The sequence below is a fragment of the Chryseobacterium sp. YIM B08800 genome, from assembly GCF_026163565.1.
Classification (GTDB): domain Bacteria; phylum Bacteroidota; class Bacteroidia; order Flavobacteriales; family Weeksellaceae; genus Chryseobacterium.
In genome coordinates this window covers 174838-192192 of the sequence record NZ_JAPDKN010000007.1, presented here as the reverse complement: position 1 = coordinate 192192, position 17355 = coordinate 174838, and the positions used below count along the sequence as shown (strand labels likewise).

Here is a 17355-nt window from a genome sequence, read left to right as displayed (position 1 = left end):
CCAAGTTTTTAATTAAATAGAATTATGATTCTTCATTTGTTTTATTTTGAGCATTATAATTTGAGTGCGCAATGCTTATACTTTTAGCAATTCTCTGTTTCAGTTTTCTCGGACCTAAAACCGTTAAAAACTCTCCCATTCCCAAGATCATTCGCTCCAGTTCAAAGTTGAGCTGTACGCAAATTTTAAACGTCGTTCCGCTTTCGTCTTCTTTAATAATTTCTTGAGAATGGTGAAATGGTTTGGTTTTTACGTAAGGAGCATGTTCTGAATTAACAAAAAATACAACATTTTGAGGCCGCTGGGTTTCTGAAACAGTTGCTCCGATTACTTCTCCGAAATATCGGTCTGCATCAAAATCTTTATCGATATATTCCGTTTCATGGTCTGTTTCAATGGTTATCATTCGGTCTAAAGCCAAATTGTAGATTGCTTTTTTGTGCCAACAGATCAAAAACCAGCGGTTGTTATATTCTTTCAATAACTGGGGATGAACCGTCAGAATATTCTCTTCTCTTGCCTTAAAACTTTTATAACAAATTTTTAAAACCTTTTTATTTAAAATACTTTCATACAAAACATCAATGTGCTCTAAGCCTTTCAATTGCTCATTTTTATCTAAATGAATGATCGATTTTTGGCTGGTAGAATGAATAGAATCCTCCAACTTCTGAATGACACCATTCATTTCCTTGAACATCGAAAAATCTTTGAACTGCTTTAAGATCTGTATCGCATTATTCATCGCTTTCAGGTCATTTTCATTCACTGAGATCTGATGAATACTGTAATCTGGGTCGCTGTAACGGTAATATTTTTTTTCAAAAACTTCAATTGGTGCTTCATAGCCAAACTTTTCGCTTCGCATATTTTGCAAATCCAATTGTACGGTACGTTTGCTGACAAAAGATTCTTTTCCTTCAAATTCAAAAAGCGCTTCGGAACATTCGTCGATCAAATCTTCCAAAGTGTATTTTTTGTACTTATTCTTCAAACATTTATCTAAAGTTTTATAGCGAATTAAAGCGTTTTTATTGGATGACATAAAATAGTTAAGGTTTAGATTAAGACTAAAACAGGATGAATTCCCCTCCTTTGGAGGGGTGGCGAAAATTCGCAGAATTTTTGACAGGGTGGTTAAAATGAACATCCAATTTGTCATTCCGTAGGAATCTAAGCAACTACTTATAAAAATTTTGCAGAGATTCCTACGGAATGACAAACTATATGAATAAACAAATCTATTTTCTCACCAAAGCTTTTCCTTCAAAAGAAATCCCGTCCCAACCGAATTCCATAAAATTTCTGATGTTTTGATGATCTGTTCCTTCAGGGTTCTGCAAAACATCTTTTCTATAAAATTCGCCGAAAAGATTCAGCGTTTCTTCTTTTGATAAATCATTCAATTTTGCAAAACTGAAAACTTTGCAAGAACCATTGTTTTGATCTGCTTCATTTACGGTATTTCCGTTGGTGAATTTTGTGGGAGTAAAATCGTAATGCTCGTCGATGAATGCAATAACGTCTGGAAATTGAATTTCTTCTGCTGATTTTTCTAATTGTTCAAATAACATAATTTTATATTTTTATTAATTGTTTATCTTCTAGGTTTAGATTTTCTAACCTAATTTCTATATTGCTATAAATACCCGGTGTAGTTTGAAATTCTATAAAAACATCTTGATTAAATGAATGCAAATTAAGCTTATATAATTGGGGTATTTGCGCCGTAGGAAACTGTTCTTTATAAATATCTTCGCGGTGGGTCAAAATAACCAAGCATTTGTACCATTTTAAATTTCGAAATTCTGAGTAGCCAAAAATGAAAAGAGCATCCTCTAAAATGTAAACATCGGCTTTATTAAACCTGAAATCGTGATTTCTTTTTCCAGTAGCAAAACAAAAACAACGGATGTTTTTTAGTTCTTTCGTTATTGTCATCTTACTTTCTAAAAGTTGTCTGTTTAGCCTTTTGATAGAAACTGACTTTTGCCAAATAACCAATACAACAAAGCCAAAAAAGAAAACGAATGTCAAGATTGGGAATAGCATAACACAAAATTTTAGTAAAAATAATTAAAACATTTTCTCTGCGCAAAAAGATTGCATACTTATGTTTTTACTTTGCACTAGGAAAATGACCTTGTAGCTTAAAAGGAAAAGCCTACGGAAAAATTTACGGAGCCGTAGAGTTTGAGGATATTCCGGTTAGACCTGCGCGGACTAATGGGTAGAGTTTACAGAAGCACCGAAATTTAGTAGGGAAGCGTATTTACAGCCTCAATGCCAATATGGAATGTGAGTTCGAATCTCATCAAGGTTACAAATTTTATAAAGTCGAATCTCTCGCAGCCCGACTTGAACGGAGCTCTTTTTACGAAACGAAGTGAAGTAAAAAAGCGGGAGTGGAAGGCGGAAAAGCTGCCCAAACATAAAAAATGATTAGACAAAATCAAATAAAAAACAAAAATATGAATACAATTACAGGAAACGAATTGATCGCTTTAGGATACAGACCGGGAAAATGGTTTACAGAAGCATTAGAATATATCAACGAAAATCAATTGGATGAAAATCAAATCTCGGAATATTTGGAGCAATTCAAATTTCCGGATCCTATTCCTTTGCATGCAGAACCGAAAGATTTTATCATCAACATCAAAGCGGAACACGAAAGTGAAAACGATAACGTAGAAAAAGTAATCAACACGATGAAAGTTTTGATGAAAACGCCAACATTAATTGAAGGTGCCATTATGCCCGATGCTTGTCCGACAGGTCCAGAAGGAAATATTCCGGTGGGCGGAGTTGTAGTTGCAAAAAATGCCATTCATCCGGGATTTCATAGCGCAGATATTTGCTGTTCCGTGATGCTGACTGATTTTGGGAAAACAAATCCTAAAGATGTTTTAGATGCAGCACATTCTATCACGCATTTCGGATATGGAGGAAGACCGAGAGGTGAACAAATGGAAATGTCTCAGGAATTGATGGATGCTTTCAGAGAAAATGAATTTTTGAATGATGAAAAATTAATCAGCATTGCCCGTTCTCATATGGGAACTCAAGGTGACGGAAACCATTTTTTATTTGTCGGAGTTTCTAAAAATACAGGAAATACAATGTTAGTAACTCATCACGGATCGAGAGCTCCGGGAGCGATGTTGTATGATAAAGGAATGAAAGTCGCGAATAGATTCAGACAAGAAATTTCGCCAGAAACTTTGAGAGAAAATGCTTGGATTCCGTATGAAACCGAAGAAGGAAAGCAATATTGGGAAGCTTTGCAATTGATAAGAAACTGGACGAAAGAAAACCACGAATCGATTCATAACGCAACTTTAGAAAAGCTAAATATCGAAAAACAAAACAGATATTGGAACGAACATAATTTCGTATTCAGAGACAGAGATCTATTCTATCACGCAAAAGGAGCCACTCCGCTCGACGATAAATTTTTGCCGGATATTACAGGTCCGAGGTTGATTCCACTAAATATGTCGGAACCCGTTTTGATTGTTCAGGGAAAAACGAACGATAGAAATTTGGGATTTGCGCCACACGGAGCAGGAAGAAATTTCAGCAGAACACAGCATAAAAAATCTCTGGCTCATAAAACGATTGAAGAAATTTTTGAAGAAGAAACAAAAGGTTTGGATATCAGATTTTTCACCAACGATATTGATATTTCTGAACTTCCAAGCGCTTATAAAAGTGCGAAAAACGTGAGAGCTCAGATTGAGGAATACGGATTGTGTGAAGTTCTGGATGAAGTGATGCCTTACGGATGTATTATGGCGGGAGATGTGCAGAAGAATGCGCCTTGGAAAAAGAAGAAAAAGTTTAGAAAAGCATAGTTGTTGGTCAATCGCAAAGGCGCAAGGATTTTATCTTCGATAAAATTATACTCAATATTTTACTAAGAATCTCCGTCACAATGAGTGAAGTCGAAGTGTCTTGCAGCTTAAACACCATAAATTTAAAAACTTTGCGTCTTTGCTTTAACAAAAAAAATAAAAACAATGACATCAAAAATATTAGAAAAACTAAAAGAAGTCGAAGAAAAACGAGGCGTAGAAATACTTCTTGCCGTAGAATCTGGAAGCCGAGCCTGGGGTTTTGCTTCGCCAGACAGCGATTATGATATACGCTTTATATACCGCCACGAAAAAGACTGGTATCTTTCACCGTGGGACAAAGACGAAACGATAGAATTTATGACCGAAGACGATTTGGACGGTTCCGGATGGGATTTGAGAAAGACTTTTCATCTTTTATTAAAATCGAATGCAGCTTTGTTGAGTTGGTTCTACTCTCCTATCGTTTATGTGAAAAATGAAAAATTTTACGACTTATTTAAACCTTTAGCAGATTCTGCTTTTTCACCAATTGCGGTTTCTTACCACTATTTAAGCATGAGCAAAAAATATCTGGAAGCCTGCAGAACCGATGAAGTAAAACTGAAATCTTATTTCTATCTTCTCCGAACTGCCTTAACAGGAAAATGGATATTAGAAAAAGGAACTGTTCCGCCTGTTTTATTGAGTGAATTGTTGGTTTTAGTAGACGATTTTACACGAACAAAAATAGAAGACCTTGTTGCCTTAAAAGCTACCAAAGGAGAATCTTATTTTCATCCGAATGATTGGGAACTTTTTGGATTTTTGGATAAAGTGATATTAGATAATGAGAAAAGAGCCAAAAGTTTGAAAGGTGGAAATACGGATAAGAATGAAATGGAAAAGGTTTTTAGAGAAATATTAATAAATTAGGAAAAAAATATACATTGCATGAAAAATATAATCGCCCTGTCTCCCATGTACACGGAAGACAGTAATAACCTGAAAAAAGCATCGCTCAATTCACCTTACGAATTGAACCGTTTCAATGCAAAATGGAATGTTCCTGAAGAATTTCGTGCGGATGTAATTGCAGTATATGGCGAAGATATTTATGCAGAAATTGTTGCTGAACAATGTAATTTAACGTTAACAAAGCCTGATGACAATTGGCTTTCAAAAATTTCGGAAGAATTTACAAAACGTAAAATTTCTTACGGTCAACTAAAGGAATTTGTAGACGAAGAAAATATTTTCATTAAATGTTCTGATTTTAAAAGTTTTAAAGCCGGAGTTTTCGATAAAGTCACCAATATCAAAGGTTTTGATTCTTTAGATTTAGACATTGCCGTTTTCACTTCGCAAGTTGTGGAATGGGAGCTTGAAGTAAGATGTTTTGTTTTAAATAATGAAATAAAAACTTATTCTTCTTATTGGCGAAACAATGCTTTCGACACCAATCCGCTTTCCGAAACTGAGGAAAAAGATCTATTTGAGTTTTTCAAAAATTTCATTCAAAAATATTCTGAAACATTACCGAAAGCAATTGTTCTTGATTTTGGAATCATCAAAGGAAAAGGCTTGGCTCTGATTGAAGCAAATCCGGCTTGGTGTTCTGGCTTATATGCTTGTGACGCAGAAAAGGCTTTGGAAGTGATTGTTGAGAGTTGTATTAAAAATTAAGTGATTATGGAAACCCGTAATCGTTTACTATAATTTAAAAATATATTTGATAAAATATTTAATTATATGAAAAAAGTAAATGTTCTAAGAATTTTTTTAGCTTCTCCAGGTGATGTTAAGGCAGAAAGAGAAATGATTTTTGCCTTGAAAGAAGATTTAGATTTATTAATAGGAAAGGATAAAAATATAAAATTTGAAATTGTCAATTGGGAAAGAAATACTTATCCTGGAAAAGGAATTGATGCTCAAGATGTTATTAATGAACAAATTAATGGTGAATATGATGTTTTCATTGGGATTTTCTGGCAAAGATTTGGAACCCCAACAAACCGATATGAATCAGGAACGCTTGAAGAATATGAAAATGCGAAAAAAAAATATGAGAATGATAAAGAAAACACTCATATTATGATGTATTTTAAGACAGAAGGAAATCAAAATATATACGATACGGATATTGAACAACTAAAAAAAGTTAAAGATTTCAAAGATAAAATATCAAAAGAAGATGGGATATTATATTCCGAATTTGAGAAAACTGAAGATTTAAAAAATTTAGCTCAACTTAATTTGGCAAATTTAGTTAGAGATAAATTTTCAAAAAAGAAAAGAAATATTACAAAATCATCACTACAAAAAAAAGAGTCTCTTACAACAGATGCAGAAGAAATTGATAAGTATGAATTATTGGCTATAAAAGTTGACAAAGGAGAATATAACATAGAATTTGAAAATTTTTTAGAAGATATTGAAAAAACCAATAGCTTTCTATCTGACTTAGCATCATCAACTAATAAGATAACTTTAGTAATGAGTTTTTTTAGTACTAAAACTAGCGAAAGAACAAAACAGTTAAATAGAATTAATAATATTAAGGATGAAAGATTACGTTTAACAAAGGCAAAAAAAGTTTCAAATGATTATGCCGATGATTTGGATAAATACTCTGATGATTTTGAGAATCTTTTACCGGAATTTAGGGAATCGATTAGTAATAGCGTACAATCTTATTCTGAAATTATTTTTAAAACTGTTAACTCAAATTCATTTGATGAAGGTAGCAAGAATGAATTATTACAAAACCTACCTAGTTTTATTTCTTCTGTTGAATCTGCGATGGAAGGAACTGCTGATTTTTTAGAGACATTTACTAAGGTTAATACTCACCTTACTGCTAAATATAGTACAGCTAAAAGAAGAGCCGAACTTGCAACAAATAGCGTGTTTAAAGAATTAATTAGAACAAGAAAACTATTAAAGCAACTATTAGATGATAATAAAGATTAATCATTTATAAATTTTATATATTCTAAAATTTTATAAAAATCAAAATATATAAAAAATGACCATCCAAAACTTAAAATCCCACAACCTCATCCTCTTCCAAGCCATCTCCGGAAGCCGTTCTTTCGGACTCGCCACAGAACACTCAGATACAGACATTCGTGGAGTGTATTATTTACCGAAAGAAGATTTTTTTGGTTTAAATTATATTCCGCAGATTTCTAATGAAACCAATGATATTACCTATTATGAGATTGGAAGATTTATAGAACTATTGCAGAAAAACAATCCGAATATTTTGGAAATTTTGGCAAGTCCGGAAGATTGTATTCAACATAAAAACCCGTTGATGGATTTGCTGAAGCCTGAAGATTTTCTTTCCAAATTATGCAAAGACACTTTTGCGGGATATGCGATTTCACAAATCAAAAAAGCAAAAGGTCTCAATAAAAAAATCCTTAATCCGATTGCTAAAGAACGAAAATCAATTCTTGATTTCTGCTATATTTTACAAAATAACAGTTCAGTTCCATTAAAAAAATGGTTGCAAGAATTCCCCTCCTCTGGAGGGGTGTCCGAAGGACGGGGTGGTTTAATTCAGGAAAAATGCGGATTAGTCAATATCGACAACACCAAAGGAATGTTTGCGCTTTTCTATGATGAATTGGGAGATTTAAACTACAAAGGAATTATTCAAAATGAAGAAGCCAATCAGGTTTCCGTTTCATCGGTTCCGAAAGGTGAGCGATCTTTAGCGTTTATGTTTTGTAATCTCGATGCCTACTCCACGTATTGCAAAGATTACCGCGACTATTGGAAATGGGTTTCAGAGCGAAATAAAGACCGTTATAATGTCAATCAAAATCATGGACAAAACTACGACAGCAAAAATATGATGCACACAATTCGGTTATTGCAGTCTTGTGAACAGATTTTCAAAACCGGTTCGTTACAAATTAAGGTGGAAAACCGGGACGAATTGTTAGACATCAAAGCCGGAAACTGGTCGTATGAAAATGTAATGAATAAAGCTGAAGTACTGATTAATTCAATCGAACATCATCATTCAAAATCTAATCTTCCGGACACGCCGGATTTGGAAAAAACAACCAAAATTTTAGTGGAAATTAGAAATTATTTATACACTAATTAAAAACAAAAAAGGCTTCCAATGGAAGCCTTTTATATGATATAATCTATTGGGTTTCAACACCAAAACCGAATGATTATTTAACCATTCTGATTTCTACGGCAACAAAACCTTTCGGAGATTTTTCTTTTTCGAAAGATACTTTGTTTCCTTTTTTAATTGGTTCCATACAGTTGTTGCTGTGGAAGAAAACATTTTCTTTAGAACCATCTTCTGTAATAAAACCATATCCTTTTTCACTGAAAAAAGTTACAATTCCTGTTTTTACCACCTCTTCAGCTTCAATCGGAGCTGCACCAAGCTGAATATTGTTGATATCAAACTCTTCAACATTGCTGTTATCTGGTGGTGTAGAAGTCAACTGACCATTCGCATCAACGTACATAATCATGTCATCAAGACTTTTCCCCTTGTTGTTGCTTGTTTTACGCTCTTCTCTTTTCTGAGCTTTTTCTTTTGCTTTCTGTGCTTTTTTCTTAAAATTTTCTTTTTTTGAGAAAGAATCCGCCATATATATATTAAAATTTATTTGTTACGTGCTGATTTTTAAAGATAAGACTTCTTTCTGAAATCTATCCCATTTATAACCAAATACTTTTCCCGATTAAATCAGAAAGGTATTCTATTGTTTTTCAGTAATGATAAAAGATTGCCGACAAAAATATTTTTTAAGGAATAAAATGAGGCATCTGAAATGTGAAAACTGAGAGAAAAATAAATGTTTTAAACTTTGCTTTGAAGCAAAAGCTGAAAACCTTTCTATTAATTGTTTTGCAAATATACGACAAATATTATTGAGATTAAGCCTTAATCTAACATTTTCATATTCAATTATTTATCTACAATTAATTTAAATATAAAAAATAAGTATTTATCAACTTACACTAAATTATCAAACTATATATTTTCAAACATTAAACAACTGACTGTAAGTCTTTTATCTTTCATCTATTCTCTTTCATCTATTTTATTTAAAAAAATTGTAACAAATAAATAAACTCAGCAACAAATTAATTGATATATCAATAATTGATAAATCATTATTAAAAATATTCATTATGGAAAAATTAGATTCAATTATATTTTACAATATCGATAAAGCGATCAGAGCGTATAGAAATTATGCTCAAAGACAGCTTAAACTTCATGGTTTTACCATAACAATCGATCAATGGTTAATTATAAAAGCAATCCTTGAAAACCCCGGAATTACTCAGAATGAACTCGGAGATTTGGTTTTTAAAGACAACGCATCGGTAACGAGAATAATAGATTTATTGGTGAAATCTCAATATATCATTCGAAGCGTTCACTCTGAAGACCGAAGGAAAACCAATCTTGAAGTAACAGAATCTGGTCTGAAAATCATTAAAGAAGTTCAGAAAATAGTAGAACAAAACAGGAAGGTCGCTTTAGAAGGAGTTTCTAAAGAAGAATTGCAAGTCATGAACAGTGCATTATTAAAAATTTCGGAAAACACTATTAACACCAAAAAATAAAACATCATGCTACGACTCGTCTTATTCCTTTTTGTTTGGCTGATATCTCTTTTCAGCCTTAAAATATCGGCACAAACCACTGCTTCCCAAAGTCATTCTCTCTCAGGAAGCATCGATTCCGGCAAAGTAGATCAGGTTGAAATTAATTTATTCAATTCTGAAAACAAGCTGATAAAAACAGAAATTGCAGATCAAAACGGAAAATTTACTTTCAATGATCTTACCGATGGAAACTACATTGTACTGATCAACAAAAGCGGTTCTGAAGCGTATAGATCGGATCTAATTTCGGTAAAAGAAAACACCAACCTTCCCATTATTCATTTAAACGAAAAAACGATTGAAGCCGTTACGATCACCAAAGCAAAACCTTACATCGAAAGGCAGGACGGGAAAATGATTCTGAATGTAGAAAACAGCATCGCAGCCACAGGAACTTCCGCTTTTGAAGTGCTGGAAAAAGCTCCGGGCGTAAATATTGACGGAAGCGACAACATCAGTCTGCGGGGAAAAGGAAATCTTCTCATTCAGATCGACGGTAAAAATACTCCGATGACCGGAACCGATCTTGCCAATTATCTTCGTGGAATTCCGTCTTCGAGTGTAGAAAAAGTGGAATTTATTACCAATCCGTCGGCAAAATACGACGCTGCAGGAACTTCAATCATCAATATTAAGCTTAAAAAAGATCAGCGAAAAGGGACGAACGGAAGTCTTTCCACTTCTTTGGGAACCGGAAAATACATTAAAAACAACAATAATTTCAGCATCAATCACCGCAACAAAAAAGTGAATATTTTTGCGAATTACGGTTTTGCGTACAGAGAATTTTACAATCATCTGGTTTTAGACAGAAACTTTTACAATGACAGTGGAAACTTTGAAAAAGCGTATCTGCAGGACAATTATTTAAAATTTAATTTCAGAAATCATATCGCAAAAGCAGGAATGGATTATTACCTGAACGATAAAAACATCTTGGGTTTTTCGGCAGGTTTCGTAAGCAACAGATTTGATCCGAGAGGTGATAATTCGAGTTTGGTTTTAGGCAGCAATCAGCTTCCAGAAAGTACTTTCACCTCACAAAACCGCTCAAAAGATCACTGGAAAAATGTTTCTTTTAACCTTAATCATAAATATAAAATCGATTCTTTGGGATCTGAACTGACCACCGATTTCGATTACATCAATTATTCAAATACTTCGCTCCAGAATTTTGATACGAGAAACTACGCCATCAACGGAAATCTTAACAGTTTTGATATTTTAAAAGGTGATATCAACGGAACTCTGAATATTTATTCTTTAAAATCTGATCTGTCTAAAAGCTTAAAAAACAACTGGAAAATAGAAACCGGAATTAAAACCAGCTTTGTAAAAGCAGATAACGACATGCAGTTTTTCGATGCCACTTCGGGAGTTTCAATTATTGATCAGAACAAGACCAATCATTTTATTTACGAAGAAAACATCAATGCTTTATATGGAAATGTTTCTAAAAAATGGGAGAAATTTAGTGCGATATTTGGCTTAAGAGCAGAAAATACCAACGTTACCGGAAATCAGATTACTACCAATCAGGTCAACAAAAAGAATTATACCCAATTGTTTCCGAGTGCCGTTTTTTCTTATGATTTGAGTGAAAAAAATAACATTGAACTGAATTTCAGCCGAAGAATTACAAGACCAAGTTATAATCAGTTGAATCCTTTTAAATTCTATCTCGACCCAACCACCTACAAAGCCGGAAACCCTGATCTGAATCCACAGACAACGATGAATTATGAGTTCACGTACAGCTTACAAAACAAATATTTTGCAACATTCAGCTACAGCAAAACCTCAGATAATATCACCGATGTTCTGAAACCGACTGTAGAAAACGGCAATATTGTGGTGGTGCAGACCAATGATAATTTAAGTTCGGCATCTTATTTAGGGCTGTATCTCATTGCGCCTGTAAAAGTGACAAAATGGTGGGATATGAACAACAGCGCCAATTTCTATTACGGAAGCTACACTGGAAATATTGCTGATACCTACATTAAAAACCAGGGGAATTTCACGTTCAATGTCAACAGCATCAATTCTTTTAAACTTGGAAACGGCTTTACAGCCGAGCTTACAGGAAATTACAGAGCAAGAGAAGTCTATGCTTATATGGATTTGAAACCCAACTGGTATCTGAATATCGGTGCTCAGAAGAAATTTAAAAACAACAGCACGTTGAAGTTTTCATTTAACGACATTTTCTTCACCAGCAATCCTGAAGCAAGAAATGTCTACTCCAATTACATCGAAAATTTTGTGGTCCGTAGAGAAACCCGTGTTGCAACACTTTCTTACACCTACAATTTTGGTTCATCCAAAAACGGACAGCCAAGAAAAACCGGTGGTGCAGATGATTTGAAAGAGAGAATCGGGAATGGGTAAATCATTGTAAATAACTAATAACTGTCATTGCGAGGAACGAAGTGGCGAAGCAATCTCTTGTGAAAATAAAATAAAGGTTACGGTTTTCCGTAATCTTTATTTTAAGAATTATAATATTTAAGAGACATACTAATTTTAAAATATTTTCACCTCTTATCTTAAGTATTTCAAATTGAGATTAAAAATTTGACAAAAATTTTGCTGTTAAATAATTTAACAGTAATTTTACTGTTAAATTATTTAAAACACATTTAAATATGAATAAAGAATGGATATCGCCAAATATTATTATTGGCAAAGAAGCAACCGGCAAATTTTATTTCAGAAGAAAAGATTTTGAAAATGAAGTTTGGAAAGAAATTGAAAAAGGCAACAATGTTCTTTTAGCAGCACCTCGTAGAGTTGGAAAAACCTCTGTCATGAAATTCCTTACAGAGAATCCCAAAGAGAATTATAAACTTATTTTCAGAAACGTACAAGGAATCGATGATGAAAAACAATTTTACAAAACCATTTATGATTTAATTATTATTTGCTTAGATAGATTTACTAAAAGTAAAAATATTATACATAATTATTTCAAGAAAATGCAAATTTCAGAAATAAGTACCACTGGCTTCTCAATTGAAACTAAGGATATAGATTACTTATATGAAATTAACAATTTAATTCCACAACTTGAAAAAGATGGAGAAAACATAATCTTACTCATAGATGAACTTCCCGAAGTTTTACATAACCTTTATTTAAAAGGACAAAAAGATACAGCTTTAAACATTTTAAAAAATCTAAGACATTGGCGTCAAGAAGAAGATTTTAAAAAAATACAGTTTGTACTAGCTGGCTCTATAGGAATTCACTATGTTGTTAATGCCATTGCAGGGAGAAGTTCAGATATTAACGATTTATATAAAATTATTTATCAACCTTTAACCGAAGACGAATTTGACAATTACATAACATCTGTCACAAAGGGAGCATCAATAGTTTATGATGAAAAATTAATAAAACACTTAAAATCTAAAATTCAATACTTTGTACCTTATTTTATCAATTTAATATTAGATGAAATTGATAAAGCAGCAATAAAAAAAGATGATACTTCAGTTGCAATTGAAAACATAGACGAAGCTTTTAACAAAATTATCAAGAATAGTGATCATTTTTCAGACTGGAAAAAAAGATTAAAAGACTATCTACCAAAAAACGATTTCTTATTCATAAATGAAATCTTGACTAATATTGCACATCACGAACAAATAAACATTCAAAAAATTTATGATATCGCTGTAAAATATGAAAAAGAAACAGAATACATGGATTTTATTAAAGACTTGGAACAGGATGGATATATTGTCGAAAGTCAGCAAAACTACATTTTCATTTCTCCATTTTTAAAAGAATATTGGAAACAAAACAATCCCATACCTAATGCTTAAAACAAATAACAATACTAGCAATTGGTTCATAGATCAATTAAACTTATATCAATCAGCCAACAGCGATTTTAAATCCATCAAACGTAATTTTATTATTCGAGAAGCTGAGTTTACAATAATAACAAAGGCATTACTTAACAAAGACAGTAATGACCCACTACAACATGAGCTTATTCTTGGTAGGCGTGGTAGCGGAAAATCTACTCTTCTAAAAAGAATCGAAATTGAAATTACTGAAAATAATAAATTAAACAAAAAGTATATACCAATAAATCTCGCAGAAGAACAAGCTGGAATTTACCGTTTATTTGACTTATGGGAGCAAGTTATTGAAGAACTACAACATCAATTTCAAATAATTGAAAATAAAAGAGATTTTGAAGATTTTAAAACTGTTCAAGAATACACTAGGCATCTCTATGATGTTATTCATAAAAATTGTATAAAACAAAAAAAGAGAATTGTTCTTTTACTCGATAATTTCGATAGAATTGTTGAAAATTTTAATGACGACGGAAATTTACTACGAGAAACCCTAATCAATTATAACGATATAGAAATAATTGCAGGAAGCACAAGGATGGATGAACATTTTTGGAAATATGACAAACCTTTTTATGAATTTTTTAGAAAGCATAGACTAGAAGCATTAAGCAGAGATGAAATGCTATTATTACTAAATCATTGGGCAGATTCTTTAAATATTCCAGCTTTAAAACATTTTATTAAAAACAATCCTGGTAAACTAGAAAACATAAGAATTTTGACAGATGGCCTACCAAGAACACTTCAGTTTTTCATACAGATTGTATTACAAAACTCACAATCTCACGGGTATGATTATCTTAAGAAAATCATGGATCACGTCACACCTTTATACCAAGAGAGACTGAATTACCTTCCCGCACAACTAAGAAAGATTATTTTAGAAATGGCATTTATATGGGAGGCATGCACCACAAAACAGTTGGTAGAAAAAACCCGTATGGAAAGTAAACTCGTTTCAGCAAATCTAAAAACTTTAGTTTTAAAAGGTATTGTTGATAAAATTGAAACTTCAAAAAAAAACCATTTATATAGAATCTCAGAACGTTTCTTTAATATGTGGCTTATTTTTACTCAAGGTAATCCCGAACAAAAAAGAAAAGCCAAATGCCTTAGTATATTTTTAGAAAATTGGTATGATGCCCAAGATTTTAAAACCCTCGTAGATAATCACATAAATTTACTTATAAATAGAGAGATAGATTACGACAATGCTCTTATTCTATCTAAAGCATTGAGCCAAAGCAAATATATTTCGTTAGATCAAAGAGATTCAATTTTAGATTTAACCGAAAACATTAATATTAAAAAAGAAAAATCACAATTAATTCATCTGCCTAAAAAATCTTCTAAAATCATAAACAAAGCATATGAAGAACTTGAACAGAAAAATTACAGGGCTGCTGTCAACTTGGTAAATTCTCTAGAAAACGAAGAAGATGGTATTAAATTTAACCTGTTAGGACTTATTTATGAAGAGCAAAAAAATTACTCTGAAACTGAAAAACATTACCTACTTGCTATTGAGAAAAACAATTCCAACGCACTACATAATTTAGCTTTATTATACCAAGATCAAAAAAAGTATGAACAAGCAGAAAAATATTTTCAATTAGCTGTGGAGAAAAGTGAAAATGATGCTTTATTTAATTTAGCATTAATGTATCAAATTCAAGAAAGATATCAAGAAGCAGAAAAGTATTACCAATTGGCAATAGATAAAAATCACGATAATGACGCATTATTTAATTTAGCATTACTATATCAGAAACAAGAAAAATACGAAAAAGCTAAAAGGAGTTATTTATTAATTAATAATAATGATAAAGCACAAAATAATTTAGCTGTCATTTATGACGAACAAAAAAAATATATAGAGGCAGAAAAATATTACAAATTAGCAATTGAAAAGAACAATGAATACGCATTATTTAATTTGGCATTATTATATCAAACACAAGGAAAAGACAATTTATCTGAAAAATATTTTTTATTAGCTATTGAAAATGGAAATGCAAAAGCATTAGATGGGTTGGCAACTTTATATCAAAATCAACAAAAACATATAGAAGCTGAGAAGTATTACAAACTAGCTATCGAAAAAAACATTAATGATTCATTGTTCAATTTGGCATTATTGTATCAAAAACAAGAAAACTATAAAGAAGCTGAAAAATATTATTTATTATCTATTCAAAACAACAACATTCTCGCTTTAAATAATCTGGCGATACTATATTACAGCCAAAATATAAATAAAAAAGAAACACTCAGCTTATTAAAACAAAATAATAGAAATCCACAAAACTTAATAATTGCCGAAATATGGAATGGGATATTCAATGATTTAGAAAGAAGAGTGTTTTCCTTAGTGGAAGAAAATAATGATTATTTAGAAAATTTTATTATAGATTTATTAGTACATCAACAGAAAAATTTAGTTATAAAGCTATTCAAGGATTCTTATCTAGGAGAAATTCTAAAAGATAAGTATACTGTTTTACATTATGTCACCTTGCTTATCACCAACCCCCATGAAGAGATTTTAGGATTAAAAATACCTCCAGAAATATATGATACAATACAAGAAATCCTGAAAACAATAAATGAAAAAGAGAAATTTTACGGATATAGAAAATAATATTTTCTTTTCTAAAACTCAATAATCAATTACCAAAAACCCTAGCCTCCCGCTAGGGTTTTCCCATCCCCAAACTCAACATAATCCCCTCACCCTCAAAATATTTCCCCCAAAACCCATTTCAATTCAAAATAATTTCTAAATTTGAATAAATAATTTAAAACACAAATGATTATGCCTTCAACATCTGAAGTAGGACACGCCAAAAATGTGGCTAACCTACAAAAACTTTCACAGCAAGTTTCCGTTTACAACCTTTACAATCCGCCTGTACCCAATCTTACGGTTGCCAGTCTTCAGGGATTGTACACTACAGCTAATGCAAAATTAGTCGAGGTCGAAGATAAACGAAATGCCAACAAAAATGCTATCGCACTGCGACAGACCGCTTTCGAAAACCTAAAGCCTATCCTCACCAGAATTATTAATCGCTTAGAAATTTTAGGATTAATGACTGGAACATTAGACCAGGCAAAATCCTTAAACCGCTCTATTCAGGGGAGTCGTAAGAAAAGATCAGTTTCTGCAAAAACTGATGACGAACAACCATCAACCAACAACTCAATTTCTAACTCCCGACAGTCATTTACCCAGCAAGCAGAAAATTTCGGAATTCTTTTGCAGTTATTGGCAACCATTCCCAATTACAATCCGGATGAAGACGAATTGAAATTAACCACTCTCACCACTTACAAAGATTCATTAGTCAACGCTACCCAATTCGTAGACCAAACCGAAGCCGAGCTCAACATCAAGCTCATCGAAAGAGGCCAGATTTTATACGCAGAAGAAACAGGGCTCTACTCCATCGCTCAAAACGTAAAAAAATACGTCAAAAGCCTTTACGGAGGCACTTCACCCGAATATGCAACGATTTCCCCCATTACATTTAAGAAACAAAAATAATATTTACTTTTCCTAAAGCGATACAAGAATAAGATTATAAACAATAAGGATAAAAATATCCGTAATTGTTAAGAAATCAACATTTAACAGCTTGTTTGTCATTACGTAAAAATCTAAGCTACCCTATTTTTAGTGTATTGAGATTCCTAACGGAATGACAAAACGACTATCGGATTCAGTGCTAGGATTAAAAGCGGAGATTCATTTCAATATTCTTTCAATCTAAAGTTACATTCTTACGATGTAACTTTATTTTTTTGCGATATCATTTTATATTGGCACGATTTGACTTTATATTTTAGCGATATTGGTTTATATTTTTGCATCATCAAGTTATATTCTTTCGTCTGTAAGTTATATTCTTCCGTCTGCGAGTTATATTTTTACGTCTGCAAGCTATATTCTTGCTTTATGAAATACTATTATTTCTGTTTTA

Annotated in this window: 14 protein-coding genes; 10 read left to right on the top strand and 4 right to left on the bottom strand. The window is 32.2% G+C overall.

The window, feature by feature from the left end; genetic code table 11:
- Nucleotides 1-22: 22 nt before the first annotated feature.
- The 3 genes from OEW74_RS04375 to OEW74_RS04365 form a co-directional block, all read right to left on the bottom strand.
- Entirely contained in the window at nucleotides 23-1045 is a 1023-nt protein-coding gene (locus tag OEW74_RS04375) for a helix-turn-helix transcriptional regulator (protein ID WP_265427339.1), read from the bottom strand.
- Nucleotides 1046-1241: 196 nt separating this feature from the next.
- The gene (locus OEW74_RS04370) at nucleotides 1242-1574 is read right to left on the bottom strand and encodes a HopJ type III effector protein (RefSeq protein WP_265427338.1); all 333 of its coding nucleotides are present in this window, start codon (nucleotides 1572-1574) and stop codon (nucleotides 1242-1244) included.
- A gap of 4 nt (nucleotides 1575-1578) precedes the next feature.
- Nucleotides 1579-2052 (bottom strand): hypothetical protein, encoded by a 474-nt coding sequence (locus OEW74_RS04365; RefSeq protein ID WP_265427337.1) that lies wholly within the window; start codon nucleotides 2050-2052, stop codon nucleotides 1579-1581.
- 1004 nt (nucleotides 2053-3056) lie between these two features.
- On the opposite strand from OEW74_RS04365, the gene OEW74_RS19675 reads away from it, so the two are divergent.
- The 5 genes from OEW74_RS19675 (at nucleotide 3057) to OEW74_RS04340 (ending at nucleotide 7959) form a co-directional block, all read left to right on the top strand.
- A complete protein-coding gene (locus OEW74_RS19675; protein ID WP_416207898.1) occupies nucleotides 3057-3857 on the top strand; it encodes an RtcB family protein in 801 nt (266 codons plus the stop codon).
- Nucleotides 3858-4022: 165 nt separating this feature from the next.
- Nucleotides 4023-4772 carry a nucleotidyltransferase domain-containing protein gene (locus OEW74_RS04355; protein ID WP_265427335.1) on the top strand — a complete coding sequence of 250 codons (750 nt, stop codon included), beginning with the start codon at nucleotides 4023-4025 and terminating at the stop codon, nucleotides 4770-4772.
- A gap of 18 nt (nucleotides 4773-4790) precedes the next feature.
- Nucleotides 4791-5522, top strand: coding sequence for an ATP-grasp domain-containing protein (locus tag OEW74_RS04350; protein WP_265427334.1), 732 nt, complete (start codon nucleotides 4791-4793; stop codon nucleotides 5520-5522).
- Nucleotides 5523-5588: 66 nt separating this feature from the next.
- Nucleotides 5589-6809, top strand: a complete 1221-nt coding sequence (locus tag OEW74_RS04345) for a hypothetical protein (protein WP_265427333.1) — start codon at nucleotides 5589-5591, stop codon at nucleotides 6807-6809.
- Between the two features lie 55 nt (nucleotides 6810-6864).
- Nucleotides 6865-7959 carry a DNA polymerase beta superfamily protein gene (locus OEW74_RS04340; protein WP_265427332.1) on the top strand — a complete coding sequence of 365 codons (1095 nt, stop codon included), beginning with the start codon at nucleotides 6865-6867 and terminating at the stop codon, nucleotides 7957-7959.
- Nucleotides 7960-8032: 73 nt separating this feature from the next.
- Here the strand turns inward: OEW74_RS04340 and OEW74_RS04335 are convergent, their stop codons facing one another.
- Nucleotides 8033-8467: a cold-shock protein gene (locus tag OEW74_RS04335; protein ID WP_265427331.1), complete on the bottom strand. Its 435-nt coding sequence runs from the start codon at nucleotides 8465-8467 to the stop codon at nucleotides 8033-8035.
- 547 nt (nucleotides 8468-9014) lie between these two features.
- On the opposite strand from OEW74_RS04335, the gene OEW74_RS04330 reads away from it, so the two are divergent.
- The 5 genes from OEW74_RS04330 (at nucleotide 9015) to OEW74_RS04310 (ending at nucleotide 16919) form a co-directional block, all read left to right on the top strand.
- Nucleotides 9015-9455, top strand: a complete 441-nt coding sequence (locus OEW74_RS04330) for a MarR family winged helix-turn-helix transcriptional regulator (RefSeq protein ID WP_265427330.1) — start codon at nucleotides 9015-9017, stop codon at nucleotides 9453-9455.
- Between the two features lie 6 nt (nucleotides 9456-9461).
- A complete protein-coding gene (locus OEW74_RS04325; protein ID WP_265427329.1) occupies nucleotides 9462-11888 on the top strand; it encodes a TonB-dependent receptor in 2427 nt (808 codons plus the stop codon).
- Between the two features lie 257 nt (nucleotides 11889-12145).
- On the top strand, nucleotides 12146-13327 hold the full coding sequence (locus OEW74_RS04320; RefSeq protein ID WP_265427328.1) for an AAA-like domain-containing protein: 1182 nt from the start codon (nucleotides 12146-12148) through the stop codon (nucleotides 13325-13327).
- A complete protein-coding gene (locus tag OEW74_RS04315) occupies nucleotides 13320-16013 on the top strand; it encodes a tetratricopeptide repeat protein (protein WP_265427327.1) in 2694 nt (897 codons plus the stop codon). Before OEW74_RS04320 ends, OEW74_RS04315 begins: the two co-directional genes overlap by 8 nt.
- 174 nt (nucleotides 16014-16187) lie before the next feature.
- Nucleotides 16188-16919: a hypothetical protein gene (locus tag OEW74_RS04310; protein ID WP_265427326.1), complete on the top strand. Its 732-nt coding sequence runs from the start codon at nucleotides 16188-16190 to the stop codon at nucleotides 16917-16919.
- Nucleotides 16920-17355 lie beyond the last annotated feature (436 nt).

Excerpts from the sequence above, each read along its gene's own strand:
- OEW74_RS04375 (WP_265427339.1), bottom strand. The coding sequence starts at position 1,045 with ATGTCATCCAATAAAAACGCTTTAATTCGCTATAAAACTTTAGATAAA.
- OEW74_RS04370 (WP_265427338.1), bottom strand. The coding sequence starts at position 1,574 with ATGTTATTTGAACAATTAGAAAAATCAGCAGAAGAAATTCAATTTCCA.
- OEW74_RS04365 (WP_265427337.1), bottom strand. The coding sequence starts at position 2,052 with ATGCTATTCCCAATCTTGACATTCGTTTTCTTTTTTGGCTTTGTTGTA.
- OEW74_RS19675 (WP_416207898.1), top strand. The coding sequence starts at position 3,057 with ATGGGAACTCAAGGTGACGGAAACCATTTTTTATTTGTCGGAGTTTCT.
- OEW74_RS04355 (WP_265427335.1), top strand. The coding sequence starts at position 4,023 with ATGACATCAAAAATATTAGAAAAACTAAAAGAAGTCGAAGAAAAACGA.
- OEW74_RS04350 (WP_265427334.1), top strand. The coding sequence starts at position 4,791 with ATGAAAAATATAATCGCCCTGTCTCCCATGTACACGGAAGACAGTAAT.
- OEW74_RS04345 (WP_265427333.1), top strand. The coding sequence starts at position 5,589 with ATGAAAAAAGTAAATGTTCTAAGAATTTTTTTAGCTTCTCCAGGTGAT.
- OEW74_RS04340 (WP_265427332.1), top strand. The coding sequence starts at position 6,865 with ATGACCATCCAAAACTTAAAATCCCACAACCTCATCCTCTTCCAAGCC.
- OEW74_RS04335 (WP_265427331.1), bottom strand. The coding sequence starts at position 8,467 with ATGGCGGATTCTTTCTCAAAAAAAGAAAATTTTAAGAAAAAAGCACAG.
- OEW74_RS04330 (WP_265427330.1), top strand. The coding sequence starts at position 9,015 with ATGGAAAAATTAGATTCAATTATATTTTACAATATCGATAAAGCGATC.
- OEW74_RS04325 (WP_265427329.1), top strand. The coding sequence starts at position 9,462 with ATGCTACGACTCGTCTTATTCCTTTTTGTTTGGCTGATATCTCTTTTC.
- OEW74_RS04320 (WP_265427328.1), top strand. The coding sequence starts at position 12,146 with ATGAATAAAGAATGGATATCGCCAAATATTATTATTGGCAAAGAAGCA.
- OEW74_RS04315 (WP_265427327.1), top strand. The coding sequence starts at position 13,320 with ATGCTTAAAACAAATAACAATACTAGCAATTGGTTCATAGATCAATTA.
- OEW74_RS04310 (WP_265427326.1), top strand. The coding sequence starts at position 16,188 with ATGCCTTCAACATCTGAAGTAGGACACGCCAAAAATGTGGCTAACCTA.